Annotated in this window: 24 protein-coding genes; 21 read left to right on the top strand and 3 right to left on the bottom strand. The window is 58.0% G+C overall.

From position 1 onward, the window contains the following. Window positions 1-383 precede the first annotated feature (383 nt). Window positions 384-2,546: a methyl-accepting chemotaxis protein gene (locus ACZ5D1_RS14370; protein ID WP_464555230.1), complete on the top strand. Its 2,163-nt coding sequence runs from the start codon at window positions 384-386 to the stop codon at window positions 2,544-2,546. Window positions 2,547-3,486: 940 nt separating this feature from the next. Further along, window positions 3,487-5,649 (top strand): methyl-accepting chemotaxis protein, encoded by a 2,163-nt coding sequence (locus ACZ5D1_RS14365; RefSeq protein ID WP_455696821.1) that lies wholly within the window; start codon window positions 3,487-3,489, stop codon window positions 5,647-5,649. 213 nt (window positions 5,650-5,862) lie between these two features. On the opposite strand, the gene ACZ5D1_RS14360 is transcribed toward ACZ5D1_RS14365, so the two are convergent. The 3 genes from ACZ5D1_RS14360 to ACZ5D1_RS14350 form a co-directional block, all read right to left on the bottom strand. Continuing rightward, window positions 5,863-6,732 (bottom strand): MerR family transcriptional regulator, encoded by an 870-nt coding sequence (locus ACZ5D1_RS14360; RefSeq protein ID WP_011369024.1) that lies wholly within the window; start codon window positions 6,730-6,732, stop codon window positions 5,863-5,865. Between the two features lie 301 nt (window positions 6,733-7,033). After that, window positions 7,034-7,300, bottom strand: a complete 267-nt coding sequence (locus ACZ5D1_RS14355; protein WP_011369023.1) for a hypothetical protein — start codon at window positions 7,298-7,300, stop codon at window positions 7,034-7,036. A gap of 4 nt (window positions 7,301-7,304) precedes the next feature. Beyond that, complete coding sequence (locus tag ACZ5D1_RS14350) at window positions 7,305-8,384, bottom strand: membrane protein (RefSeq protein WP_011369022.1); 1,080 nt, start codon at window positions 8,382-8,384, stop codon at window positions 7,305-7,307. Between the two features lie 939 nt (window positions 8,385-9,323). Between ACZ5D1_RS14350 and ACZ5D1_RS14345 the strand changes: the two genes are divergently transcribed. The 19 genes from ACZ5D1_RS14345 (at window position 9,324) to ACZ5D1_RS14255 (ending at window position 25,825) form a co-directional block, all read left to right on the top strand. Continuing rightward, window positions 9,324-9,950, top strand: coding sequence for a BMC domain-containing protein (locus ACZ5D1_RS14345; RefSeq protein ID WP_011369021.1), 627 nt, complete (start codon window positions 9,324-9,326; stop codon window positions 9,948-9,950). A gap of 81 nt (window positions 9,951-10,031) precedes the next feature. Beyond that, window positions 10,032-11,540 (top strand): aldehyde dehydrogenase family protein, encoded by a 1,509-nt coding sequence (locus ACZ5D1_RS14340; RefSeq protein WP_011369020.1) that lies wholly within the window; start codon window positions 10,032-10,034, stop codon window positions 11,538-11,540. 31 nt (window positions 11,541-11,571) lie between these two features. Beyond that, a complete protein-coding gene (cutC, locus tag ACZ5D1_RS14335) occupies window positions 11,572-14,112 on the top strand; it encodes a choline trimethylamine-lyase (RefSeq protein WP_011369019.1) in 2,541 nt (846 codons plus the stop codon). 56 nt (window positions 14,113-14,168) lie between these two features. Further along, window positions 14,169-15,101 carry a choline TMA-lyase-activating enzyme gene (cutD, locus tag ACZ5D1_RS14330; protein ID WP_011369018.1) on the top strand — a complete coding sequence of 311 codons (933 nt, stop codon included), beginning with the start codon at window positions 14,169-14,171 and terminating at the stop codon, window positions 15,099-15,101. Between the two features lie 49 nt (window positions 15,102-15,150). Next, entirely contained in the window at window positions 15,151-15,774 is a 624-nt protein-coding gene (locus tag ACZ5D1_RS14325; protein WP_011369017.1) for a BMC domain-containing protein, read from the top strand. A 4-nt stretch (window positions 15,775-15,778) separates the two neighbouring features. Further along, on the top strand, window positions 15,779-17,239 hold the full coding sequence (locus tag ACZ5D1_RS14320) for an acetaldehyde dehydrogenase (acetylating) (protein WP_011369016.1): 1,461 nt from the start codon (window positions 15,779-15,781) through the stop codon (window positions 17,237-17,239). A gap of 54 nt (window positions 17,240-17,293) precedes the next feature. Further along, window positions 17,294-17,578: a BMC domain-containing protein gene (locus tag ACZ5D1_RS14315; RefSeq protein ID WP_011369015.1), complete on the top strand. Its 285-nt coding sequence runs from the start codon at window positions 17,294-17,296 to the stop codon at window positions 17,576-17,578. Window positions 17,579-17,870: 292 nt separating this feature from the next. Next, complete coding sequence (locus tag ACZ5D1_RS14310; RefSeq protein ID WP_464555226.1) at window positions 17,871-18,575, top strand: phosphate propanoyltransferase; 705 nt, start codon at window positions 17,871-17,873, stop codon at window positions 18,573-18,575. Further along, window positions 18,556-19,377: an ethanolamine utilization protein EutJ gene (gene eutJ / locus ACZ5D1_RS14305; RefSeq protein ID WP_011369013.1), complete on the top strand. Its 822-nt coding sequence runs from the start codon at window positions 18,556-18,558 to the stop codon at window positions 19,375-19,377. The genes ACZ5D1_RS14310 and eutJ overlap by 20 nt, the downstream gene beginning before the upstream one ends. A gap of 10 nt (window positions 19,378-19,387) precedes the next feature. Then, window positions 19,388-19,981, top strand: a complete 594-nt coding sequence (locus ACZ5D1_RS14300; protein WP_464555225.1) for a hypothetical protein — start codon at window positions 19,388-19,390, stop codon at window positions 19,979-19,981. 13 nt (window positions 19,982-19,994) lie between these two features. Then, window positions 19,995-20,270, top strand: coding sequence for a EutN/CcmL family microcompartment protein (locus ACZ5D1_RS14295; protein WP_011369011.1), 276 nt, complete (start codon window positions 19,995-19,997; stop codon window positions 20,268-20,270). Between the two features lies 1 nt (window position 20,271). Continuing rightward, on the top strand, window positions 20,272-20,820 hold the full coding sequence (locus ACZ5D1_RS14290; protein ID WP_464555223.1) for a BMC domain-containing protein: 549 nt from the start codon (window positions 20,272-20,274) through the stop codon (window positions 20,818-20,820). A 3-nt stretch (window positions 20,821-20,823) separates the two neighbouring features. Further along, window positions 20,824-21,174: a hypothetical protein gene (locus tag ACZ5D1_RS14285; protein ID WP_011369009.1), complete on the top strand. Its 351-nt coding sequence runs from the start codon at window positions 20,824-20,826 to the stop codon at window positions 21,172-21,174. A gap of 22 nt (window positions 21,175-21,196) precedes the next feature. Beyond that, window positions 21,197-21,478, top strand: coding sequence for an ethanolamine utilization microcompartment protein EutM (gene eutM / locus ACZ5D1_RS14280; protein ID WP_027182298.1), 282 nt, complete (start codon window positions 21,197-21,199; stop codon window positions 21,476-21,478). A gap of 371 nt (window positions 21,479-21,849) precedes the next feature. Then, entirely contained in the window at window positions 21,850-22,959 is a 1,110-nt protein-coding gene (locus ACZ5D1_RS14275) for a 1-propanol dehydrogenase PduQ (protein ID WP_011369006.1), read from the top strand. A 92-nt stretch (window positions 22,960-23,051) separates the two neighbouring features. After that, window positions 23,052-24,380, top strand: coding sequence for a 4Fe-4S dicluster domain-containing protein (locus ACZ5D1_RS14270; RefSeq protein ID WP_464555221.1), 1,329 nt, complete (start codon window positions 23,052-23,054; stop codon window positions 24,378-24,380). A 15-nt stretch (window positions 24,381-24,395) separates the two neighbouring features. Then, entirely contained in the window at window positions 24,396-24,947 is a 552-nt protein-coding gene (locus ACZ5D1_RS14265; protein WP_011369004.1) for a BMC domain-containing protein, read from the top strand. A gap of 81 nt (window positions 24,948-25,028) precedes the next feature. Next, window positions 25,029-25,388: a BMC domain-containing protein gene (locus ACZ5D1_RS14260; RefSeq protein ID WP_011369003.1), complete on the top strand. Its 360-nt coding sequence runs from the start codon at window positions 25,029-25,031 to the stop codon at window positions 25,386-25,388. A 14-nt stretch (window positions 25,389-25,402) separates the two neighbouring features. Beyond that, window positions 25,403-25,825 (top strand): EutP/PduV family microcompartment system protein, encoded by a 423-nt coding sequence (locus ACZ5D1_RS14255; protein ID WP_011369002.1) that lies wholly within the window; start codon window positions 25,403-25,405, stop codon window positions 25,823-25,825. Window positions 25,826-25,981: the final 156 nt, after the last annotated feature.

Raw genomic sequence — 25,981 nt, 5'->3', positions numbered from 1 at the left:
GGTATTGTAACATTCTGCGGTTATATCATGCGCGGTGTATCTGCTCCGCGCAGCGTTCTTCCGGCTGATGCTGAAATACTGTTGTCTATTTCGGGATATGTTTTTCTGTGTGCGCGCGGGCTGCGTTGCATTGCTCAGGTGTCAGGTCATGGATTGTTTTCTCTTCAGGCAGAGCCGGTCCGTTATTTATTTCCTGCACCGGATGGGCATTTTTTGCTTGCATGTATATACTTGCTTACTGTTATAACATAAGCCGCAGGCAATATGAAAATGCATGCAGTGGTCAGGTTTTCTGCCGACAGTCTGCAACTGGCGCGGTGCATGGTTGCAGATGGCACATTATGGCGGTTTCCGGCCGCCGTTTTACAGACGGGGGAGCAGTAATGCTTAAGAATCTTGGACTGACATGGAAGATCATGATCATACTGGTCGTGGTCGTTCCGGCAATGCTCGGTCTGACACTGTACATGACAGGGTCTTTTACCGAGCATATGGAGCGGACAGCCCGTGAACAGAGCCTGGAAACGGCTTACAGGTATGCGGGAAAAATTGATGCCGACATGAGTCTGGCCATGCATTCGGCCAGAACGTTTGCCCGGCTTGCGGAAAGTATGATGGGGCACGAAGGGCGCCCCACGCGTGAAGCGCTGCGTGACAGCATGGAAAACTTTCTGCGCGACCATACCAACCTGCTGGGTATGTTCGCAACGTTCGAGCCGGATGTTTTTGACGGTATGGACAGCATGTACCGCGGGGCCACATATCATAACAAGGACGGCCGGTTCGTGCCGTGGGTTCACTATGAGGGCGGCGTCATAAAGACCATTCCCAGCGTGGGGTATGATGTGGATGACGCAGACGGTGCATGGTATCATCTGCCGCGCAAAACCGGCAAAGAAATCATAATGGAGCCGTGGGCCTACGAAATAGGCGGCGAGTTTGTCATGATGGTGGACATGCTGGTACCCCTGCGCAGGAACGGGCGGTTTGCCGGTGTGGTCGGTATTGACTATCCGATGGGCACCATCAATGAATTCGTGAAAGACATTAAAATGTTCGATACCGGTTATGCTTTTCTGCTTTCCGCCACGGGCACGTACGTGGCGCACCCGCAGAACCAGCTGGTGACTGACAAGGCGAATATATTCAGCCAGCCGCAGACAGAAGCCGAGCTGCGCGCCGGTCTCAAGCGGGTGCAGCAGGGCGAGGATTTTTCCATCACCGTTGAGCGTGACGGTAAACGCCACCTGCTTACTTTTGTACCCATTTTCATAGGCCGGGCCGACACGCCGTTTATTCTGGGTCTTGACGTACCCGTGGCCGAGGTGCTGGCCGCAGCGTACGGCATGCGTAATAACGCGCTGATGATCGGCGGTGTGACGGCAGTCTTCATTCTGTTGATCATTCTGTACATATCGCGGGTTATCAGCAGACCCATTCAGGAAACCGTGCGTGCGGTGGAGGGGATAGCCTCGGGCAACCTCGGTACGCGGCTGCCTGCGGATTCGAAAGATGAAGTGGGACGCATGCAGGCTTCGGTTAATCATATGGCCGAAGAACTGGCGCGCAACATGGGTGAAATCAAGACGCAGCAGGCAGCTGCCGAAGAAAAGACGCGTGTGGCGGAACAGGCCATGCAGGATGCGCAGGAGGCCCGCAGGCAGGCGGAGGAAGCACGTCGGGAAGGCATGCTGATGGCCGCCGGCCGTCTGGAGCAGATCGTGGCGCATCTTTCCAGTGCTTCGGAAGAAATCTCGGCTCAGTCCAATGAAATACGGCATGGTTCCGAGATTCAGCGGGACCGCATAGCCTCTACGGCCACGGCCATGGAGGAAATGAATGCCACGGTGCTTGAGGTGGCCAGAAACGCCGGTGAAACAGCGGACCAGACCAATGCCTCGCGCGCCAGCGCACTGGAAGGGGCGCAGGTGGTCACAGAATCTGTGGCAGCCATGAACAGCATTAAGACCAACGCCGATGCCCTGAAGGAAAACATGGCGGCACTGGGCACGCAGGCCCAGTCCATCGGGGCCATTATGACGGTCATCGAGGATATAGCCGACCAGACCAACCTGCTGGCGCTGAACGCAGCCATCGAAGCCGCCCGTGCCGGTGACGCCGGACGGGGTTTCGCCGTGGTGGCCGACGAAGTGCGCAAGCTGGCGGAGAAAACCATGGGCGCCACCAAGGAGGTCGGCCAGTCCATCAAGGCTATTCAGCAGGCCGCGCGGCAGAATATGGAAGCCATGGAAGCCACGGTGGAACGCATCGGTCATGCCACCACGCTGTCACAGCGTTCAGGTGAGGTGCTGCATGCCATCGTCGCCGCAGTGGAACAGTCGGCCGACAGGGTGCAGAGCATTGCCACGGCAGCCGAACAGCAGTCGGCAACGTCCGAGGAGATAAACAGCGCGGTCGAGGAAATAAACCAGATAACACTGGACACCGCGCAGGCTGTGAACGAAGCGGCCATTGCCGCTGAAGAGCTGGCCCGTCAGGCACAGGAGCTCAGTGCCATCATCGACGACATGAAAAATCAGGGATAAGCCGCAGGCTGCGGTGTGATGCCGCATGGCTGTTTTGTGCAGTCCGGAACTTTGTATCCGGCGCCGCGCACGCCATGCGGCATCGGTCCTTCGGAGAAAGCGGCAGTGTGCCTGCGTGATGATGCAGGCGCGCTGCCGCTTTGTGCTGCAGATACAAACATGGAACCGGCTGAGGCTCCTGCCTCATGAACAGCCCGTCAATCGGGCCTGTTATGTCAGTGCTGCGTTGCCGCGGTCGGGTCTGATGCAAAAACGTTTCTGCGTCCTGCCGTGTATATTCATGTTTCCGGCGCACCGCCCCACAGGCCGCCTTCCGGACGGGGCATCCGGTACGGGGCATCCGGCGTCAGCCATCCGGCACGGGTCATCCGGACGGGGCATCCGGCGTACCGTGTGCTGCCCGCAGTGGAATCTGCGGGGCACGCAATGGCCGTCCTGTTTTCTGCTGCAGTCTTCCGCCAGTGCTCCCTGACAGCATTTCTGACAGCTGCGGCTTTTCCCGCGTGGTTTCGTGCTGTTGCCTGTATTCTTCTGCCCCATGTTTGCGGGCGGCAGCGTTTTGCTGCTGCCTTTTTTCATTTCTGCTTTCCCATGATGTTCATGCGACAGGGCCGGTGCACATCCGGCGAGTATCGGCAAGCGCCTGTCCTGCATGCCTGCCCGACACTCCGCCGGGGCACATGCGCCGCCTGCCCGAAAGTGGATGCCGGGCGGTGCCTGTGCGGCTTTACGGGGAGTTGCGCATCAGCGCGGGGCTGTCTTCTGTGTGCCGGTGGCTGAGAAAAAATATCAGCGAGCGGCACGCAGCTTTGCTGTATACTGACAAAACTACCTGTACTGCGCGGGTATGGCCGGCAGCTGCCGATGCAGACTGTGTGCGGTACCGGACAGAAGGTTGGGACCATTGGGCAGAAAGCGGTTTTACAGCGGAGATAACGGTATGCTGAAGCATCTTGGCTTGAAATGGAAAATAATGGTTATTCTGGTGGTGGTAGTTCCGGTGATGCTGGGGCTGACATGGTATCTGACCGGAACATTTATGAAGCTGATGGAACGGACAGCCGGTGAGCAGAGTTTTGAGCTTGCTTACCGTTATGCCAATAAAATAGATGCAGACATGAGCCTTGCCATGCATTCGGCACGGTCCGTGGCGCGGCTGACAGAGACCATGATGGGGCATGAGGGGCGTTTTACCCGCGAAGCACTGCGTGACGGCATGGAAAATTTTCTGCGGGATCATCCAAATCTGCTGGGCATCTACGCCGCCTTTGAACCCGACGCGCTGGATGGTGCCGACTCCCGTTACATGAACAGTCCGTATCATAACGGCGACGGGCGCTTTGTGCCCTGGGTGCACTATCAGGGCGGAGCCATAGTCACGGAGGCGAGCTCCGGATACGAAAATGATGATCCTGACGGTGCCTGGTACCATCTGCCGCGCAAAAAAGGCACTGAAGTGATTATGGAGCCGTGGGCGTATGATCTGGGCGGCGAAAAAGTACTGATGGTGGATATGTTGGTGCCGCTCAGAAAAAACGGGCGCTTTGCCGGGGTTATCGGTGTTGATTTTCCCATGGGCACCATTGACCGTTTTGTGCGCGAAATAACCGTGTTCGGCTCCGGGTATGGTTTTCTTATTTCCGCCGCGGGCACATATGTGGCGCATCCTCAGACGGACCTTGTTGAAAACAAAGTAAATATTTTTGAGCAAAAAGATGTATCGCCTGAACTCAGGGCCGGGCTGCGCAAGGTTCTGGAGGGCGGCGATTTTTCTCTGAAGACGGAGGAGGACGGAGCGCCGTTTCTGCTTACCTTTGTGCCAGTGTTCATAGGCAGGGCCGAAACGCCGTATATCTTCGGCATTAAAGTCCCGCTCAATGAAGTGTTGGCGGGGGCTTTCTCCATGCGCAATTATGCCCTGCTGGCCGGTTGCGGCGCCACCATACTTATTCTGCTGCTTATCCTGTATGTCGCGCGTGTTATTTCGTTGCCCATCAAGGCAACGGTGCATGCCGTGGAACAGATATCTTCGGGAGACTTTTCTGTCCGGCTGCCTGCGGATTCGAGAGATGAAGTGGGCAGAATGCAGGTGGCCGTCAATGACATGGCTGCCGAGCTTGCGCGGAACATGGATGAAATACGCCGGCAGCAGGCCGCCGCGGAAGAAAAGACCAAACAGGCTGAAGAAGCGACGCAGCAGGCGCATGAAGCCCGCAGGCAGGCGGAGCAGGCCCGCCGGGAAGGCACACTGCAGGCCGCGCGTCAGCTTGAGGAGATTGTCGCGCATCTGTCTGTGGCGTCGGAGGAAATATCTGTTCAGTCGCGCGAAATCAGACAGGGGTCTGAGGTGCAGCGCGAGCGCATAGCCTCGACAGCCACTGCCATGGAAGAAATGAACGCCACAGTGCTTGAGGTGGCAAGGAACGCGGGCGAAACCGCTGATCAGGCCAAAACTTCGCGCGATAATGCACTGGAAGGAGCCGAAGTGGTCAACCAGACCATGGAGGCCATGCAGGCCATCAAGCGCAATGCGGATGGATTGAGCCTGAATATGAACCGGCTGGGCGAACAGGCGCAGTCCATCGGTACCATTATGAACGTTATCGAAGATATAGCCGACCAGACAAACCTGCTGGCGCTGAACGCCGCCATAGAAGCCGCCCGCGCGGGCGATGCCGGACGCGGGTTTGCCGTGGTGGCGGACGAGGTGCGCAAGCTGGCGGAAAAAACCATGGGGGCCACCAAGGAAGTGGGTGACTCCATACGGGCCATCCAGCAGGCTGCCAGCCAGAACGTGCATGCCATGGAATCAACCGTGGAACATATAGATGCGGCCACCAGACTGTCTTCGCGTTCGGGTGAGGTGCTGGCGGCCATCGTAAGCGGTGTTGAACAGTCTGCGGACAGGGTGCAGAGCATCGCAACCGCCGCGGAACAGCAGTCCGCCACATCGGAAGAGATAAACCGCGCAGTTGAGGAGATTAACCAGATTACGCTGGAAACAGCGCGCGCGGTGGGAGAAGCCACGGTTGCCGCCGAAGAGCTGGCCCGTCAGGCGCAGCAGCTCAGCATGATTGTGGAAGAAATGAAAAGTCAGGAATAGACATCGTGCGGTGCGGGGCCCGTATCCGCCCGTGTTCACCCGTGTCCGCCCGTGTCCGGCACATTTTGATAGTGCAGGGCGTTTGGGGCCGGCCATTGCGGATGATACCCGGATGTCTGTACATGGTGGAAAAAGAAGCGGACGCGGTGTTACGGGTGCTGCGGCTGCAGAAAGAAAAGCCCGCACTGCGCAAGCAGTGCGGGCTTTAAGTTATCAGAGCTCGTCTTCCTGTTCCGGCACGACGACTGTCTGCCGTGATGCCTTGATCATTATTTCGGTGACGAATTTGGCGGAATTTCTGGTTGTCCAGTAGTCTGTCACATAGCGTTCGTACGATTCATCGCCCAGCGTGTATCCGTGCTGACGGGCCCAGCGGCGTATCTTTTTGTATGTCTCGGCAATGTCTTCGTGCGGGCCGATGTGGTAGCAGGCCGCCATCATGTGCCCGCCCATATCGGTGGTGTATTCATCGTGGCAGGGCATCAGGGTTTTCTGCAGTATCCTGACGGGCTGTTCTTTGTCCTTCATGCGGGCTGCATGTGAGGAAAAGTTGAGAATGACCGGCCCTGTTATTTCGTTATTCAGGCTTTCCACATAGTTGGTGAAGTCTATGTTGATGATGGCCGCCTTGATGTTGGTGTCATATGTCTGGTTCAGAAACAGATACCGCGACGGCTCAATATACTTGATGGAGACTTCCTGAATGTTGTTGTCAATGACCATCTCCGCTTCCAGAATCAGGTCATACCAGTCTTTTACAGACATGTGCTTGCGTCTGATCTCTTCCTGCTCTTTTTCCAGCTCCTGAATTTTGGAAAGAAAAGAATTGCGGATGGCGCGGTAAACGTTGGCTGTGCTGCCTTCGATAAATTCGCGCATTTCGTCGAGCTTGAAGCCCATCTGTTTGTAATATTTGATTACAGGTACAGCCAGAAGCGATTCGTGCGTATAGTAGCGATAGTTGTTGTAGTCCTGACGCTGCGAGGTGATAAGGCCGATCTTGTCATAATAGCGCAACGCCTTTTTTGAGATGTTGCAGATCTGGCTGACATCGCCGATGGAATATTTCGTCTGCTGCTTCACAGCCTGCTCTCCTTGTCAGTAGACGCTGCGCTTGTCGCATGAAATTGCACCGCACTGCAATTCCGGCAGACGGCAAGTTATAATGGTATCACTCACCGTTGTGCGCAACGTATCCGTTCAGTTGGCAAACCATAATCAGGACGGCTTCCGCATCAGTATGCTCTCGTCTATTCCCCGTGGTCAGCAGAAGCCATCTGCGGGCGGCATGTTTGCGCCCATTCTAGCACATGCGCCGTCATGTAAAAAAGGGGGCCGCCCCGTGCGGGACAGCCCCTTATGACATGCGGCAAGGGCGCGCCGATCAATCCTTGATGTAGCGGTTGATGGTGGCTGCACCTTCTTCGTGAGCGCGGAAGTACACACGCAGCTCATTGCTTTCGTCCATATCAAAGCGGGATTCTTCCAGAAGACCGTTGGCTTCTGCCGTCATCAGCGCGCTGAGAATGGAATCTTTCTTAAATGCCTTGAAGTGTCCGTACTGGTCTTTCAGGGCTTCCATAATTTCGCAGGCGCTGGCTTCCTGCACCTTGGTGACGTGCTTCAGAATAGCGTAGTTGAGCGGTTTCATCGCGTTATCCGTTCCTTTTTTTCAGCAGGTCCATGGGGTTCATCGAAATAAGGAAGATGCCGAAGACCATGACAACGGCAGCAGCCCAGGCGATGGGAGGCATGGACCAGCCGTCGTAGCCGAAAGCCACGCCCAGCACAATCCAGCAGCAGAAGGGGCCCCAGAAGGAGAATGTGCCGTTGCAGGCCATGCCCAGTGCGGCACCGCACATGGCGTTGCCCTTGTACCAGAACATGAAGGTCAGGTAGGCGCTCAGTCCGGCCAGTGCAAACCAAACCATGGCTTCGCCGTCGCCGAAGGCGGTGGCAACCATGGTCACAGGATTGACGTCGGAAATCATGCTGAAGAGGGGAACAAGAATGATGAGGTTCGAAACTCCGGAAGTGACCTGACGGATGGTGATGCCGATTTCAGGGTCGATCATGGAAGTGCCGTAACCGCATACGCAGCCTTCGATACCCCAGCACAGGGCTGCAATGAAGCCGAAAAGTATACCGGTAAGCAGGCTGGGCGGAGCTTCGGTGCCCATGCCGGTGCTGCCGATCATGGCGCTGGCGCCGAAGCAGATGGCGATACCCAGCAGCATGCGGGCGTTAAGTTCCTGCTTGAACAGGAAGCGGCCCAGAATGGCGCCGATGGCAGGGCACAGCGCGCTGATGGGCACCACGATGGAACCGGCCTGCTGCAGACCCACAACGTAGGCGGTGCTGGCCAGCGGGCCGCCGATAATGGCGGCGACAACCATCACGAAGCCGGGTCTTGTTTTGATGCAGCGCACAAAGTCGCCGAAACGGCCGCGGATACCGGCAATGCCCATGGCCCACAGAGCGCTGGAGCTGTCTGTGGTGGCCGCGCCCAGTGCAGACAGCAGATACATGACGGCAAAGGCGGAGAGGCCGGAATTTTCGCCGTACCATTCCACCCAGACGCCCTTGGACATGCCCAGCGTCATGAACGCGGTGTAAAAGCCGTAAAGCAGACCGGAAAGCAGGGCTATCATGATGCCCTTGCGCCGGAAGTCCGCAGCCAGCTTGTTTTTGGCAACCAGCGCTGCCGGGTTATTCATTACTGCAGTTTGCCCCATTTGATTCTCCTTGCACCTTGGTTGAACATTAAAAACTCCATCCTTCCGGACCCTTGCGATTGCGTGGGGATTCGCAGGGATCTCCAATTATTGGAATAGCATTCCCCTTAAGGGGAAGGTCAACGTCAAATCGTCACGTTGAGGCCGTGCCGCGTCCGGAAGGCATGGTGCAAAGACTAAACATACGAAATTCATTGACTAAAACACTGATGAAGAATTGTGAAAAAAATATCTTGTTTGTCCGAACAATCAACAAAAGGTTCCCGCGACCGGAATGTCGCCGCTTTGCGCGCAACCGGGCTGTTTTCTGTGTGGTGCCGGAGCGGGATGTACATGATTGTACCATGTTAATACCATGTAATAATTTAATTAATTTTGCCTACCGCATGCCGGAATACAGCTTGTCATGCCGCAGTGTGCAGGTGGATTGTCTGTCCTGTCCTGCAAAAGTGGCGTTACCGTTATTTCAGGCGAAGGGACTCTTTTTTTCTGATTGTTTCACACACTCATGTGCGGTGTTTCCCTGTCTGTAATCATAGAAACGCTCTATTTTGCGTGTCGTTTTCGCATGGTGGAAAAGTTTTTAAATCAATCGGTTATCTGGTGTCGTTCAGGTGCTTTACGCCACTGCCGTACCTGTGGCCGGGGGCGGGCTGCAGACACAGCGTTTACCCTGGGGGATGGCTCAAAACGGATGGGAGGATGTGTTCAGAAGGAGAAAAACGAGGCTCAGAAGGGGGAAAAAGGGTACAGATTCCGGCTTTTCACGGGCAAATGATGAATGAAAATATATTGTTATATTTTTCTCAAAGTTTTTTCCAAAAGGCGGTTGACTTTCCCCTTTGGGGGAAGGGCTAGGGTTTAGTGAATCTGGGAGAAGTAGACCGGAGGGGGTCTGCTCCGGAAAACAATTTACAGCAAAGCACGAGGTAGCAGCGTATGGGAGAATACATCCGGTACCAGGGCGAAGAGGCGCTGGGGCTTATTGAAACGCTGGGAATGGTTCCGGCCATCTACGGCGCCGACAGCATGCTCAAGGCCGCCAACGTCCAGCTTATTTCTTACGAAAACGTGGGCTCCACACTTGTGACCGTCATGGTCAAAGGTGACGTGGCCGCGGTGCAGGCTTCGGTTGACGCAGGCTCGGTGGCCGCGGCGGGCATAGGCAAGCTGACCGCGCACAATGTCATGCCCCGGCCCATCAGGCCCATCGGCGACATTGTTTCCGTGCATGCCATCACCGACGACGCACCCGCTGGCGACGGCAGCCGCCCCAGAGCCATGGGTCTCATCGAAACGTTCGGCATCGTATACGTGCTTGAAGCTGCGGATGCAATGCTCAAGACCGCAGACGTCGAGCTGATCGGCTACGAAAACGTGGCTTCGGGTTATATTTCAGTTCTGGTGCAGGGTGACGTGGCCGCCTGTCAGGCCGCCGTGGCCGCGGGCGTAAAGGCCGTGCAGGCCATGGGTACAGATGTTTACAGCTCTGTGGTCATTCCCACTCCTCATCCGGATGTGGCCAAGATTACAGCCCGTTACGCCCTTGAGAATCTGCTGCCCTAGTGGTGACGGACAACGGGCAGCAGTGCGCACGGGGCGTTCTGAATGGTCGCCGCAAGGACACAGGAAACGGCAAAGGGGTAGATGATGATTGTCGATAACGATCTGATTTCCATACAGGAAGCCAGAATTCTGGCAGAAAACGCAGGGCGCGCACAGCGGGTTCTGGCCACGTTTTCTCAGGAACAGCTGGACGAGATCGTCGAAGCCGTAGCCGAAGCCGTGGGGGCGCAGGCGCAAGCGCTTGCGGACATGGCGTACGAAGAAACCGACTACGGCAACCCGCATGACAAGGCAGTGAAAAACCGCTTTGTATGCACGCAGGTGCGTGAGCAGCTGCGCGGCATGCGGTGTGTCGGCGTCATCGGACGGGATGAGCACGCACGCACCATGGACATTGGTGTACCCGTAGGCGTCATTGCCGCGTTGTGTCCGGCGACCAGCCCCGTGTCCACAACCATCTGCAAGACGCTCATAGCCGTCAAATCAGGCAACGCCGTAGTTTTTTCCCCTCATCCGCGCGCTGCCAGAAGCATAGCCGCCGCGCTTGATATCATGATTGATGCCGCGCGGGCTCACGGTCTGCCGGAAGGATGTCTTTCATACATGTCCACGGTAACCAAAAGCGGTACCGCCGAACTGATGAACCATCCTGCCACATCGCTGGTCATGCTTTCGGGTGTGCCCGGCATGATAGGGCTTGCGCGCTGCAGCGGCAAACCCGTGATTTACGGCGGCACCGGCAACGGGCCTGCATTTGTCGAACGCTCGGCCGACATCCGCCGCGCCGTGGCCGACATCATGCTCAGCAAGACGTTCGACAACGGTATCGCGCCGTCCGCGGAACAGTCCATCGTGGTCGATTCCTGCATCGAGCGGGAAGTCAGACATGCCCTGCAGGAGTGCGGCGCATATTTCATGACGGACGAGGAGTCCCTGCGGCTGGCGGAGCTTCTTTTCTGTGCCGACGGACGCCACAAAGCCGGCATGGTTGGTGTGTCTGCCCCGGTTCTGGCGCGCAGGGCAGGCATCAGCGTGCCCGACAACGTGCGGCTGCTGGTGGCAGAACGTAAATATGTTTCCGAAGCAGATCCGTATTCAAGGGAACTGCTTTCCCCCGTCCTTGCCTATTACGTGGAGGACGACTGGATGCACGCCTGTGAAAAGTGCATCGAGCTGCTGCTCCACGAACGCAACGCTCATACTCTCGTGATCCATTCCAGTAACGAAGAGGTGATTTTGCAGTTTGCCCTGAAAAAACCTGTGGGCCGTCTGCTTGTAAACACTCCCGCCACATTCGGCGGCATGGGTGTGACCACTAATCTCTTCCCGTCCATGACGCTGGGCAGCGGGTCCGCAGGGCGCGGGATCACCGCCGACAACGTGTCGCCGATGAATCTCATCTACATACGCAAGGTCGGTTACGGCGTGCGGCAGTACACCGGCGCACAGGACGCCGCGGGATACGGTTCCCGCGTTTGCGCCGCGCAGGGCGTCATGGCCCCTCATGACAGCGATTCCAGAAAAATGCAGGCGTTGCACCGGATCCTGATGGAAGCGATCGGGGTCATGGACGGGGCAGCACACAGATGAAGGAACTTATCCGTTAAAGGGAGGATGCAAAGTGGATCTCCAGGACTTTTCACATAAGCTCGCGGAAGCGACAAAGAACCTTACTCCGGCAGAACGTGCTTCGCTGAAGAAGATTTTCGAGGGCGTATCCGCCGAGGTCTTCAGCCAGCCCGCTCCTGTATCCGCCGTGGCAACAGGTGCAGAATCCGGCATTCCCGACGGGCCTACGCCCCGTCACGTCAAGCTGAAGGAAAACTTCCTCAAGCAGGTGCCCAGCATCACCGTTCAGCGCGCTGTGGCCATCACCAAAATCGCCAAGGAAAACCCCGGTCTGCCCAAGCCGCTGCTGCGCGCCAAGACTTTCCGGTATTGCTGCGAAACCGCCCCGCTGGTCATTCAGGACCATGAGCTTATCGTGGGTTCGCCCAACGGTGCCCCGCGTGCCGGTGCGTTTTCTCCGGAAGTGGCATGGCGCTGGCTGCAGGATGAGCTGGACACCATCGGCTCACGTCCTCAGGACCCCTTCTACATTTCCGAAGAAGACAAAAAAGTGCTGCGGGAAGAGGTGTTCCCCTTCTGGCAGAACAAGTCCGTGGATGAATTCTGCGAAGGTCAGTACCGCGAAGCCGACCTGTGGGAAATGTCCGGCGAATCTTTCGTGTCCGACTGCTCCTACCATGCGGTGAACGGCGGCGGCGACTCCAACCCCGGTTACGACGTAATTCTGATGAAGAAGGGTATGCTTGATATCCAGCGTGAAGCCCGCGAAAAGCTGGAACAGCTGGATTACGCCAACCCTGAAGACATCGATAAAATCTACTTCTACAAGTCCGTCATCGAGACTGCCGAAGGCGTGATGATATACGCCAGGCGTCTGTCGGCCTATGCCGCCGAACTGGCAGCCCGGGAAACCGACCCCCGCCGCAAAGCCGAACTGCAGAAGATTTCCGAGGTCAACGCCCGTGTGCCCGCACATGCGCCTTCCAACTTCTGGGAAGCCATTCAGGCCGTGTGGACCGTGGAATCTCTGCTGGTGGTTGAAGAAAACCAGACCGGTATGTCCATCGGCCGTGTTGACCAGTACATGTACCCCTTCTACAGGGCAGACATCGATTCCGGCCGTCTGACCGAGTACGAGGCTTTTGATCTGGCCGGCTGCATGCTGGTGAAGATGTCTGAAATGATGTGGATCACCAGCGAAGGTGCTTCCAAGTTCTTTGCCGGGTACCAGCCTTTTGTGAACATGTGCGTGGGCGGCGTGACCCGTGAAGGCCACGATGCCACCAACGACCTTACCTACATGCTGATGGATGCCGTGCGTCACGTGCGTATCTACCAGCCCACGCTGGCCACCCGCGTGCACAACAAGTCTCCGCAGAAGTATCTGAAGAAGATTGTGGACGTTATCCGCTCCGGCATGGGCTTCCCCGCGGTGCATTTTGACGACGCGCACATCAAGATGATGCTGGCCAAGGGCGTGAGCATTGAAGATGCCCGCGACTACTGCCTGATGGGTTGCGTGGAACCGCAGAAATCGGGCCGTCTGTACCAGTGGACCTCCACCGGCTACACCCAGTGGCCCATCTGCATCGAACTGGTGCTCAACCACGGCGTGCCGCTGTGGTACGGCAAAAAGGTAACCCCCGACATGGGCGACCTGAGCCAGTATGACACCTACGAAAAGTTCGAAGCCGCCGTTAAGGAACAGATCCGCTGGATTACCAAAAACACCAGTGTGGCCACCGTCATTTCGCAGCGCGCTCACAGAGAGCTTGCCCCCAAGCCGCTCATGTCGCTGATGTATGAAGGCTGCATGGAATCGGGCCGCGACGTTTCTGCCGGCGGTGCCATGTACAACTTCGGCCCCGGCGTGGTCTGGAGCGGTCTTGCCACCTATGTGGACTCCATGGCCGCCATTAAAAAGCTGGTCTACGACGACAGAAAGTACACCCTCGCGCAGCTCAACGAGGCCCTGAAGGCCGACTTTGCCGGGTACGATCAGATTCTGGCCGACTGCCTTGCCGCACCCAAATACGGCAACGACGATGATTACGCCGACATGATCGCAGCCGATCTGGTGCACTTCACCGAAACCGAGCACCGCAAGTACAAAACTCTGTATTCCGTGCTCAGCCACGGTACGCTGTCCATCTCCAACAACACGCCTTTCGGCCAGCTGCTCGGCGCCTCCGCCAACGGCCGCAGAGCGTGGATGCCTCTTTCCGACGGCATCAGCCCCACACAGGGTGCGGACTACAAGGGCCCCACAGCCATCATCAAGTCCGTTTCCAAAATGGCCAACGACAACATGAACATCGGCATGGTGCACAACTTCAAGCTGATGTCCGGCCTGCTGGATACCCCCGAAGGTGAAAACGGCCTGATAACGCTCATCCGTACCGCCTGCATGCTGGGCAACGGTGAAATGCAGTTCAACTATCTTGATAACGAACTGCTGCTGGACGCCCAGAAGCATCCGGAAAAATACCGCGACCTCGTGGTGCGCGTGGCCGGATACAGCGCCTTCTTCGTGGAGCTGTGCAAGGACGTTCAGGACGAAATCATCAGCCGTACCATGCTGCATGGTTTCTAATTAAGCCATGGTAATGCCCTCGGGATTTGAGAACCGCAACACACAGAGACGACACCGTGATTGAAAGAAAAGCACTGATTTTCAACATACAGAAATACAACATGTATGACGGTCCGGGCGTGCGGACTCTGGTGTTCTTCAAGGGGTGTCCCTTGCGCTGCAAGTGGTGCTCAAATCCCGAAGGGCAACTCCGGCAGTATCAGGTTCTGTACAAGGAGAACCTGTGTGTGCACTGCGGAGCCTGTGTGCCTGTGTGCCCTGCGGGCGTGCACACTATCTCTGCCTCCACATTGCGCCACGGGTTTGCGGAAGGAGCACAGTGCATCGGCTGCCGCCGGTGCGAAGATGTCTGTCCTTCCTCTGCGCTTGCCGTGGTGGGCGAGCAGAAAACCATATCGGAACTTCTGGAAGTCATCGAAGAGGACAGGCCTTTTTATGAAACCTCCGGCGGCGGGGTGACGCTGGGTGGCGGCGAAGTGCTCATGCAGCCCGAGGCGGCCGTGAACCTGCTGGCTGCCTGCAAGCAGCACGGCATCAACACCGCCATCGAAACCTGCGGCTATGCCAAACAGGAAGTGGTCATGAAGGCTGCCCAGTATGTCGATCTCTTTCTGTACGACGTCAAACATATCGATTCCGCAAGGCATTACGAACTGACCGGCGTGCGCAACGAGCTGATTCTGAGCAACCTTACCTGGCTGCTGGAAAACAAGCACAATGTGAAAATACGGGTGCCGCTGCTGCGCGGGGTCAACGACAGTGAAGACGATCTGCGCGGACTGGTCGAGTACCTCAGACCGTATCAGGATTACAAAAATTTCAAAGGCATAGACTTGCTGCCCTACCACAAGATGGGTGTGGGCAAGTACAAGCAGCTGGGCTGGGAATACCCCATTGAGGGCAACCCCGCACTGAGCGATGCCGACCTTGAACGTGTCGAGGCCTGCATCCGCAAATATGACTTTCCGGTTTCGGTGATCCGCCACTGATGGAAACACACAGTTCACACACCTGCTGTGAACGGGGAGAATCACGTTTATGACGGCACTCGGGCTTATAGAAACAAAAGGACTGCTTGCGGCGGTGGAAGCGGCTGATGCCATGCTGAAAGCCGCTGATGTGCGCCTTTTGGAAAAGAACCTCGCAAGCGGGGGCCTTGTGACCATCACCGTGGCGGGCGAAGTGTCCGCCGTGCGGGCAGCAGTTGACGCGGGTGTATCGGCTATCAGGCGCGTCAACGCCGCCTCGCTTGTTTCAGAGCATGTCATCGCCCGTCCTGACGAAGGAGTGAGCCGCGTCGTGTCTCTGGTACCTCCGGCTGCCGTGCCGCCCGCCGCACCGCCTGTACAGGCTCCCGCGGGGGATTCCGGCGCACAGCAGCCCGTACAAGAAGCAGCGGAGGCAGAACCGCAGACCGGCTCCACCGTTGAAGAACAGACTCCGGCTGCTGTTGAAGCAAGTCCGGCGCCGGCAGCCGCCGCCCCCCGTACGGAAACGGTCCGGTACGAAATTTCGCAACTGAAGAAGATGAACGTCAGCAGGCTGCGGCAGGTTGCCCGCGGGGTGAGCGGTCTTTCCATACCCCGCGAGGCGGTCAAATCTGCGAACAAAAAAGATCTGATTGACGCGATCATCAATTCATACAGGCAGATAGAGGAGTAGTCCCATGGTAGACAAGGATTTATTGTCCATTCAGGAAGCCCGTGCGCTGGTGCGCGCCGCCCGTGTTGCTCAGGCTGAGTACGCTCAGCTGGGTCAGGAGCGCGTGGACGCCATCGTCAAGGCGATTGCCGATGCCGCCGCCGCTCAGGCAGAGCAGCTCGCCGCACTGGCAGTGGAAGAAACCGGCTTCGGCAAGGTGCAGGATAAAAAGCAGAAGAATATCCTCGCCAGTGAAAAGCTGATCGAAGCCATCAAGGATATGAAAACCATCGGCGTGCTGAACGACGACAAGGCCAGAAAGGTCGTCGAGATAGCCGTACCCATGGGGGTCATCGCAGGGATTGTTCCCTCCACCAACCCCACGTCTACGACCATCTACAAGTCCATTATTTCGCTGAAGTCCGGCAACGCCATTGTGTTTACGCCGCACCCCAGCGCAAAGAAGTGCATCGGCAGAACCGTGGAAATCATCCGCCGCGTGCTGCATGACTGCGGCGTGAGCGAAGATCTGGTGAGCGTCATGAGCGTGCCCACCATTGAAGGCAGCGGAGAACTGATGCGTCAGGCTGATCTTATTCTGGCCACCGGCGGTCCCGGCATGGTCAAGGCCGCATACAGCTCCGGCACGCCCGCTCTGGGTGTGGGCGCAGGCAACGTGCCCGCCTTCATCGAGCGTACCGCCGACATCGAAGACGCCGTGGCAAAGATTTTTGCCAGCAAGACGTTTGACAACGGCACCATCTGCGCTTCTGAGCAGTCCATCGTCACCGAAGCCGTCATCGCCGACAAAGTGCGCGCAGCGCTGGTCAGAAACGGCGGTTACTTCCTCGAAGGTGAAAAGCTGGAAAAGGTCAAGCGCGTCATGGAGCGCGGCAACGGCTCCATGAACCCCGCCATAGTGGGCCGCGACGCCCTGCACATTGCCAAACTGGCAGGCATCGAAGTTCCTGCAGGTACCCGCCTGCTTATTTCCGATGAGCCCGGCGTGGGACCCCGTTACCCCTTCTCCAAGGAAAAACTGACAGCTCTTCTCGGCTTTTACGTTGTGGAAGACTGGAAGGAAGCCTGCGAAATGTGCCACGCCCTGCTGAAAAACGGCGGCATCGGCCATTCGCTTGCCATCCATTCGCGCAATGAAGAAGTCATCCGTGAATTCGGCATGAAGAAGCCCGTTTCGCGCATGCTGGTAAATACGCCCTCAACGCAGGGTGCCGTGGGCCTTTCCACCTCGCTGTTCCCCTCGTTCACGCTGGGTTGCGGCGCTGTGGGCGGCAGCTCCACTTCCGACAACGTCACGCCGCTGAACCTGATGAACGTGCGCCGCATCGCGTACGATCTGGGCACCGTGTGCTGCCAGCCCGCCGCACCGGCAGCCTGCGCGCAGCCTGCATCGTCTGCCTCGTCCTCCATTGACGTGCAGGCCATCACGCAGCTGATCGTGGAACAACTGAAAAAAATGGCCTAAGCCCCGGCTGTGGCTTGTAACAATATATAAAAACAGACTTTTAAGGAGAATAGCATGTCCTCTTCCAACGCACTCGGTATGATTGAAACCAGAGGTCTTGTGGGCGCAGTAGAAGCAGCTGACGCCATGGTGAAGGCCGCAAACGTCACCCTGATCGGCCGTTCGCAGGTGGGCGGTGGTCTGGTGACCGTGATGGTCCGCGGCGACGTGGGCGCAGTGAAGGCTGCAACCGACGCAGGCGCAGCCGCCGCCAACAATGTGGGCGAGCTGGTAAGCGTGCACGTGATTCCCCGTCCCCACAGCGAAGTGGAAATGATTCTTCCCAAGGTGGAAGGCTAACCATTCCGGCTCACGGGTGCCCCTGCGGAGATTCTGTCCGCCGGCGGTAATCCCGTGACGTTACCGGGCTGCGGAGGAGGCATCTCCTCCGCGCCCGGCTGAAAGCGTCCTTTGTGTTTTCATAGGTGCCGCAGGCGCACCCCGGACGCACACGCACCATGCGCATAAAAAGGCTGTCCGCATGGCAAGCGGCTGACACACTTTTTACAAGACGGCCATAACAGCGGAAACCGGACAGCAGGCCCACAGCGGCCGCATCAGATGCCGGATCATATTTGTAAGCGGAGCTATCATGAACGAAAAAGCCATGCAGGAAGCCCTTGAGGGCGTTATCCGCAGCGTCATGGATCAGTTGGGGAGCCGCGGCGGTGAAGTTTCCGCCTGCGGCGTGAACACGGATGAAGAAATTCCCGTGGAGCTGTCGGCGCGCCATGCCCACCTGAGCGAAGAAGACGCCATTGCCCTGTTCGGCGGGCCGCTCACCCCTGTGCGCGAACTTTCCCAGCCGGGACAGTTTCTGTGCAAAGAGCGTGTACGGCTTATCGGTCCCAAAGGCGTCATCGACAACGTTGCGGTGCTCGGTCCTTCGCGCGGCCGTTCACAGGTAGAAGTTTCCAGGACCGACGCCCGCATTCTGGGCACATCGGCCCCTGTGCGTCAGTCCGGTGACGTGGCGGGCACTCCGGGCATCATTCTCGCTTCGCAGGACGGTATTGTGGGGCTGGAAGAAGGTCTGATCGTCGCCGCCCGGCATATTCACATGTCTACCGAAGACGCCGCCCGCTTCGGTGTGCACGACAACGATCTGGTCAGTGTCCGGCTTGAAGGCGAACGCCCCCTCATTCTGGAAGACGTGCTGGTGCGTGTCAGCGATTCGTTCAGGCTGGCCATGCATATCGACGCCGACGAAGGCAACAGCTCCGGCTGGAACAAGAGCGTCAGCGGCAGAATAGTGGGCAGAAAGTGCGGAGCGGATAATGGACTTTGCCGCCATTGATAAGCAGATAAGCGCGCTCGAGGCGTGCATAGATTCCACTGTGGAGGTCACCCCCGGCGAACAGCTGTCCGTCGGGGTCGACCTGGGTACGGCATACATCGTTGTGGTGGTGCTTAATGCCGCAGGCAGTCCTGTGGCCTGTGCCATGGAGTTTGCGCAGGTCATCAAGGACGGACTGGTGGTGGATTATGTGGGTGCCACCCGCATTGTGCGCCGGCTTGTGCAGCAGCTGGAAGAACGTCTGGGCAGGCAGCTGACCCATGCGGCTATTGCCGTGCCGCCCGGCACCGGCCACAAAGACAGCAACACCCACCGCCATGTGGTGGAAGGGGCAGGGCTGGAAGTGACTGCGATTCTGGACGAACCCACGGCGGCCAATGCTGTTCTGGGTGTGCAAAACGGAGTCATTGTGGACATCGGCGGCGGCACTACCGGACTTTCGGTCATAGAAGACGGCAAGGTCACCTATGTGGCGGATGAACCCACCGGCGGAACTCATGTTTCCCTCGTGCTGGCAGGAAGCTACCGCATCAGCTTTACCGAAGCCGAAGAACTGAAAAAAGATCAGGACCGCCAGCGCGAAATTTTGCCCGTGGTGCGTCCCGTTATTCAGAAGATGGCTTCCATTGTGAACCGCCATATCGAGGGTCGCGATATTTCGGCCATCTATCTTGTGGGCGGCACATGCTGCCTGAAAGATTTCGAGACGGTGTTTGAAAAGGAAACCGGCAGACCCGTGTACAAGCCGGCCAATCCTTTTCTTGTAACGCCGCTGGGCATAGCCCTGAACTGCAACGCGTAGGAGCACATACGTGGATGTCAACGAACTGGCAGCAGCCATAGCCCGTCAGGTACTGCAGCAACTGCGGGAAACTCCGCAGAAAACCTGTGTGATGGTGCTGGAACAGCGCGATGCGCATCTTGCCGAGATGGTCAGAGGCTATCTGGGAGAAGATGCCGACCTGCTGTTCTGCGGTGAAGACACCGCAGGCAGAACGCCGTCGCGCTACATCCTGCCGTATGTGACATGCACCGAAATGGCTGATCTGGCAGCGGGCCGCGCCCAGACGCCTGTTCAGCAGGAAGTTCTCAGACTGCTGCTGTCCGGCGTGCCGGTCGAAGCGCTGGAGTTCGAGTACAAAACCTACGCCGAAACGGCACCGGGACCGCTTTTCAGCCTGTATCAGGCATACGAGAAAACGCTGGTCTCTTACGGCCTGAGACCGTTTGCGCATAAAGCGCCTGACGCGGTGCGGCACTGGCAGAATCTTGTGACCGCCCCCGTGGTGGAACAAGCGGCACAGACAGGTGCCGCCTGCCTGTGTGTGCGCCGCGATGCAGTGATTACGCCGCTGGCGGCGGAAGCTGCAAAAAACCTGAACATCAGCATACACAGACAGCTGTGAGGGTGGTGAACATATGATTATCGGCAAGGTGATCGGCAATGTGTGGGCCACGCGCAAGGAAGACGCCCTCAACGGACTGAAGCTGATGGTGGTGCAGCGCGAAGACGCCTGCAGCCGCAGCAGCCATGAAAGTTTTGTGGCCGTGGACTGTGTGGGCGCCGGAACGGATGAGCGTGTTCTTGTGGTTACCGGCAGCTCTGCGCGCAAGGCGCTGGGCAATCCTGATGCCCCTGTGGATGCCGCCATTGTGGGTATTATCGACGAAGTGAAAATCAGACCGGAGAGCTAGAGTGGATACGCTGGGGCTGGTTGAAAGCAGAAGCATCGCCGCCGGAGTGAATCTGGCGGACGGCATGGTCAAGGTGGCGCAGGTGGAACTTGTGCGCGCCGGCACCATCTGTGCCGGCCGCTACTTTATCTGTCTCGGGGGCGACAGGCAGGCCGTGCAGACGGCTGTCAGCCATGCGGAACAGTCCGGCAGCGCGCTTGCCGGCAGCTACGTGATTTCCGGCGTGTCGCCGCAGGTGCTGGCGGTGCTTAAAAAAAGCGTGCAGCCCGGTACCCCGGGCGCGCTGGGCGTTGTGGAATGCCGCACTGTTTCCGCCGGTATTGCCGCAGCGGATGCCGCGGTCAAACGCTCCGGCATCAGTCTGCTGCGTCTTGTGACAGGGCAGGGCATCAACGGCAAATCATATTTCGTGTTCAGCGGTGATGTAGCATCTGTGCAAGAAGCCGCAGACGCTGCAAAAACAGCTTTGGGCAGGCATCTTATCGAGTCGGTGGTCATAGCCAGACCGGACGCCTCGGTCGTCAGGGCCCTAACAAGCGGTGTGAGGTAAAGAATGAAAAAGAAACTTGTAGGGGTGGAGTGCCTTAACGAGTACATCTGCCAGTCCAGCAACAAATTGTATGCAGACAGCTCGGTTATTCTGACGCCCGGCGCCAGGGATGAACTGAGCAGACGCGGTGTGACCGTGGTGTACGGCCCCCGCCCCGAATCGGGCGAAGCACCTGCCGCCTGCCCGCCCGGATGCACGTGCCCGGCCTGCACCGCCGCAAAGGCGGACAGCGGACTTGAACAGCTTCTTTTTGCCGTGGCGGCCATGCTGAAGACCGAATACGGCATAACCGACCCTGAAGAGCTGAAGAACCTCAGCTGTCAGGCACTCAGAACCATCAAAGCGAACCTTTAAGTCGTAAGGAAAACTGGAGGACATAATGATGAATGCTCTTGGTATGATAGAGACCAAAGGTCTGGTTGGCGCAGTGGAAGCTGCCGATGCCATGGTAAAGGCTGCCAATGTTGAACTGATCGGCCGCGAACAGGTGGGCGGCGGTCTGGTGACCGTGATGGTGCGCGGAGACGTGGGTGCCGTAAAGGCTGCCACCGACGCCGGTGCAGCAGCCGCAGGCCGCGTGGGCGAACTGGTCAGCGTGCACGTTATTCCCCGCCCGCACAGCGAAGTGGAACTGATTCTGCCCAAGCGTTCCAAATAGATGACCGTGGGGCGTACATGTCGGGGACTCCCGCCGCGTGTGCGCCTGTGTGAAGATGCTGGACAGAAAGAGCACCGGCACATGCAGGGCATACCCTGTCCGCCGGCCTGCCTGAACGGCATCAGCCGGGAGTAATTTTTACATGCCTGCCCGATTCCCGACCGGCAGCAGCCGGTTTTCTGACGGCCGTGACAGCATTGCTGTGGCGTCGCGGCCGTCAGAAACCGCTCCGGACCGCAAGGGCGGGCGCAACGGCGCAGCACACGGCCCGCATTGTCCGCATGGTGCGCGGACAGCCGCAGACGGCACGGCCGCAGTATGCCGCCGCAACATAATCAAATGCTCAACAATCGTATATTAAGGGGGCAAGGGTGACACAGTTCTACGGAAAAACAAAAATCTGCTATGGCGAAGATGCCCTTGAGACCCTTGAGCGCCTTCCCATCAAGCAGGCGTTCATCGTCACCGATCCGTTCATGGTGAAGACCGGTTTCATCGACAGGCTCATAAGCCATCTTGATCTGGGCGGCATCCGTCACCGCGTGTTTGACGGTGTGGAGCCGGATCCTTCGCTGGAAACAGTCACCAAAGGTACCCACCTGTACATGCAGGATCATGCCGAAGCTGTCATAGCGCTCGGCGGCGGTTCTGCCATCGACGCGGCCAAGGCCATAGCCTTTTTTGCCAGCAAGGTTGATACCTCGCGGCCGCGGCCCATTCTGGTGGCCATTCCCACCACCAGCGGCACCGGGTCTGAAGTCACGGCCATATCGGTTGTGACGGACAAGGTGAACGAGGTGAAGATTCCGCTCAATGACGAACAGCTCATTCCCGATCTGGCCATCCTTGATGCGCGGTTCACCCGTACGCTGCCGCCCTCGGTGACTTCCGTCACCGGTATGGATGTGCTGACGCATGCCATTGAAGCATATACCTCGCGCAAGGCAAACGCGTTTACGTCCATCTACGCGGAATATGCCATCAGGTATGTTTTCGAATATCTGCCCCGCGCGTACCGCTGCAGCGACGATATGGAAGCCCGTGAGAAAATGCTGCTTGCCTCCTGCATGGCAGGTATGGCCTTCAACAACAGCGGGCTGGGCATCACCCACAGCATAGCGCACAGCCTCGGCGGTATTTTTCATGTGCCGCACGGACTTGCCAATGCCGTGGTGCTGCCTTTCGTCATTCAGTTCAACAGCTTTGACGCTGCGGTGCAGTACCGCGAAATCGCACAGATGCTGTCTCTGCCTGCCGGTTCGGTGGGCGAGGGCACCCAGAGCCTTATCAAGGCCGTGCGCGAACTGAACGAATCCATGGGAATACCCAACAGAATAGGTGCTCTTAAAATAGAAGAGAGTGCTTACCGCCAGCATGCCGATGTCATCGCCAGAAACGTGCTGGACGATATATGCACCGCAGGCAATCCGAGAATGCCTTCGCGGGCCGATATCAGAATGCTGCTGGAACAGGCATGGTAGACGCGGTGCCGTAAAGGTACCGCGGGCACAGATATACGCGCGTGTAGCTGTGTGACGACCGGAATCACGCAGACCATGAAAAGGGGAAGACGATGACTGGACAGACGGTGGAGTGTATTCGATCAGCAGGGGTTGTCGGAGCCGGCGGTGCCGGTCTGCCCACCCATATCAAGGCCGATGCCTCGGTGGATACTGTTCTGGTGAACGGTGCTTCATGTGAGCCGCTGCTCATGAGCGATCCCTACCTCATGCAGGCGCATCCCGATATCGTCATCCGCGGTCTTCTGGCCGTCATGGACTGCACTGGCGCCCGTCGCGGCATCATCTGCCTGAAAGGCAAACACGCGGCAGCCATGGCTGCAGTGCGCGGGGCTGTGACTCGCGAGGGTTCCGGACGGCTTGAGGTGTTTGAGCTGCGCGACTTTTATCCTGCCGGTGACGAACATGTGCTTGTGCACGAAGTGCTGGGCAGAACCGTGCCGCAGGGGGGCATCCCGTTGCAGATAGGGGCCGTGGTGAGCAACGTGGAAACCCTGTATAATGTTGCTCTGGCCATGGAGGGCACGCCCGTCACTCACCGTTATGTGACGGTGTCGGGCGAAGTGAAAAGGCACATGGTGGTCAAGGTGCCGGTGGGCACTCTTGTTTCCGACGTGCTGACCTTTGCGGGCGGTCCCGCCATAACTGAGTATAAAGTGGTGGACGGCGGCCCGATGATGGGCCGCGTCCTGCCCCACACCGGCAGACCCGTGACCAAAACGACCAGCGGCCTGCTGGTGCTGCCGCCCGATCATACCGTTGTGGCGCGCAAGATAATGGACCCCGAAAAAGTCCGCAGGATAACCACCAGCATCTGCTGCCAGTGTTCGCACTGTACCGACCTGTGTCCGCGCAATCTGCTGGGGCACTCGCTGCATCCGCACCGGCTTATGCGCGTGCTTGAGGGCCAGATGCACGCCGGTACCGTGGCGCGCGAAGCTCTGCTGTGTTCCGAATGCGGCCTGTGTGAAAAATTTGCCTGCCCCATGATGGTTTCCCCCCGCGAGATCAACGCGCAGATCAAGCAGGTGCTGCGCCGCGAGGGAGTGCGCTGGGAAAGCACAGGCGAAGAACCGGTGCCGCATCCTTTCAGAAAAAGCAGATATGTGGCCACCGGCAGACTGCTGCGCCGCCTTGATCTGGTGCAGTACGATACACACCCCGGCTACGCAGGCGAATATACGCCGCACATGGTGCGCATACCTCTTGCCCAGCATATCGGTGCCCCGGCCGTGTGCGTGGTGGCCCCCGGAGACACTGTCAGAACGGGTGATCTTATCGGAGAAATACCCGAAAAGAGCATGGGGGCGCGCGTGCATGCCAGCATCAGCGGCAGGGTCGAGTCCGTGGAAGACGGCATGGTAACCATCAAGGCTTGTTAAGGGCAGGTGAATATTATGGATTTGCGTACTATCGGATGTGTGGAGCTGAACAGCGTTGCCATGGGCATGCATACTGCCGATGAAATGGTAAAGGCTGCTGAAGTGGAACTGGTGGTGGCCCGTCCCACCTGTCCGGGGCGGTATATAGCCATTGTGGCCGGTGATACCGGCGCGGTGAAAAGCAGTGTGGAAACAGGCTGCCGCATAGGCGGTGAAATGCTTGTTGACTCTTTTGTGCTGGCCAGTGTGCATCCCGACGTTATTCCGGCATTGGGCGGCGCACCCGAAGATGCCTCCATAAATGCACTGGGTGTCATAGAAACCTGTACCTCCGCTTCCTGTATTCTTGCCGCGGATGCCGCGGCAAAAGCCGCACAGGTTCATCTGCTCGAAATCCGCTTTGCAGCCGGACTTGCCGGCAAGGCTTTTGTGGTCATGACCGGCGATGTCAGTTCGGTGCAGGCGGCCGTAGAAGCAGGAGTGGCCGGTGTGGGCGAATCCGGTCCGGTGCTCAGCCATGTGGTCATTCCTTCTCCCAGTGAAGGGCTGAAGGCCAGAATTTTGTAATACAAGGCGGTGCCGCAGGCGGCGGGCGGGCGCATGCGCCCGGGTACCCGCCGCCTGCGTTTTTCAACCGGAGGCACGGATATGTCTGTATTCGGTAACGAGCCGAGACAAAGGGTCATTCAGGAATATGTGCCGGGCAAACAGGTGACGCTTGCCCATGTCATCGCCAGTCCTCAGCAGGGGCTGTACCTCAAGCTCGGGCTTGACGGCGAGACAGCAGGCGCTCTGGGTATTCTGACCATCACTCCCAGCGAGGGGGTTATCATCGCGGCAGATATCGCCACCAAGGCGGCCTCTGTCGAAATAGGCTTCCTTGACCGGTTCGGCGGGTCTTTGGTGCTGGTGGGCGATGTGGCCAGCGTGGAAGCTTCGCTCAAGGCTGTGCTGGGATATTTTGACGATGTGCTGCAGTACGCCGTTGTGGGACTGACAAGGTCGTAGCGCGTGTTTACGTCATGAAGAAAGTCATGCTTATCGGTGAGACCGGAGCGGGCAAAAGTTCGCTTATCCGGGCGCTGTCCGGCGGGGAATTTGTTCCCCGCAGGGGTATGGCTGTGGAATACTACGGCCGGTTTATCAACACCCCAGGCGAGTTTCTGGAAAACCGCCGGTTTTACTATGCGCTTATCACCACCGCGGCGGACTGCGACCTGCTGCTGATGGTTCAGGACGCCACACGCAGCACGTCTCTTTTTCCCCCGCGTTTCGCTCCCATCTTTAACCGCAGGGTGGTGGGTGTCATTTCTAAAAGCGATGCCTCCGAAGCCCGTTTTTCCCGTGCGGAGCAGTTTCTGCTCAGTGCGGGGGCGCGCGAGATTGTCCGCGCCAGTGTTGTTTCTCCGGACGGACTGGATGCCCTGAAAACAGTTCTCTCCTGAAAACAGCTCTGGTCTGATAACGTTCCTGTCTGAAAACGTTTCCGCCCGCCAGCATTTGCCCGCCAGAAGCTATCACCTGCCAGCAGTTTTGTCTGGCAGCGGCTTTCTTTGGCAGCAGCTTTCTTGTGGCCGCTGTTTTGCCGGAAAGCAGCAGCC

The sequence above is a fragment of the Oleidesulfovibrio vietnamensis genome (genome assembly GCF_055388115.1).
This window is presented reverse-complemented; position numbering and strand designations above follow the sequence as displayed.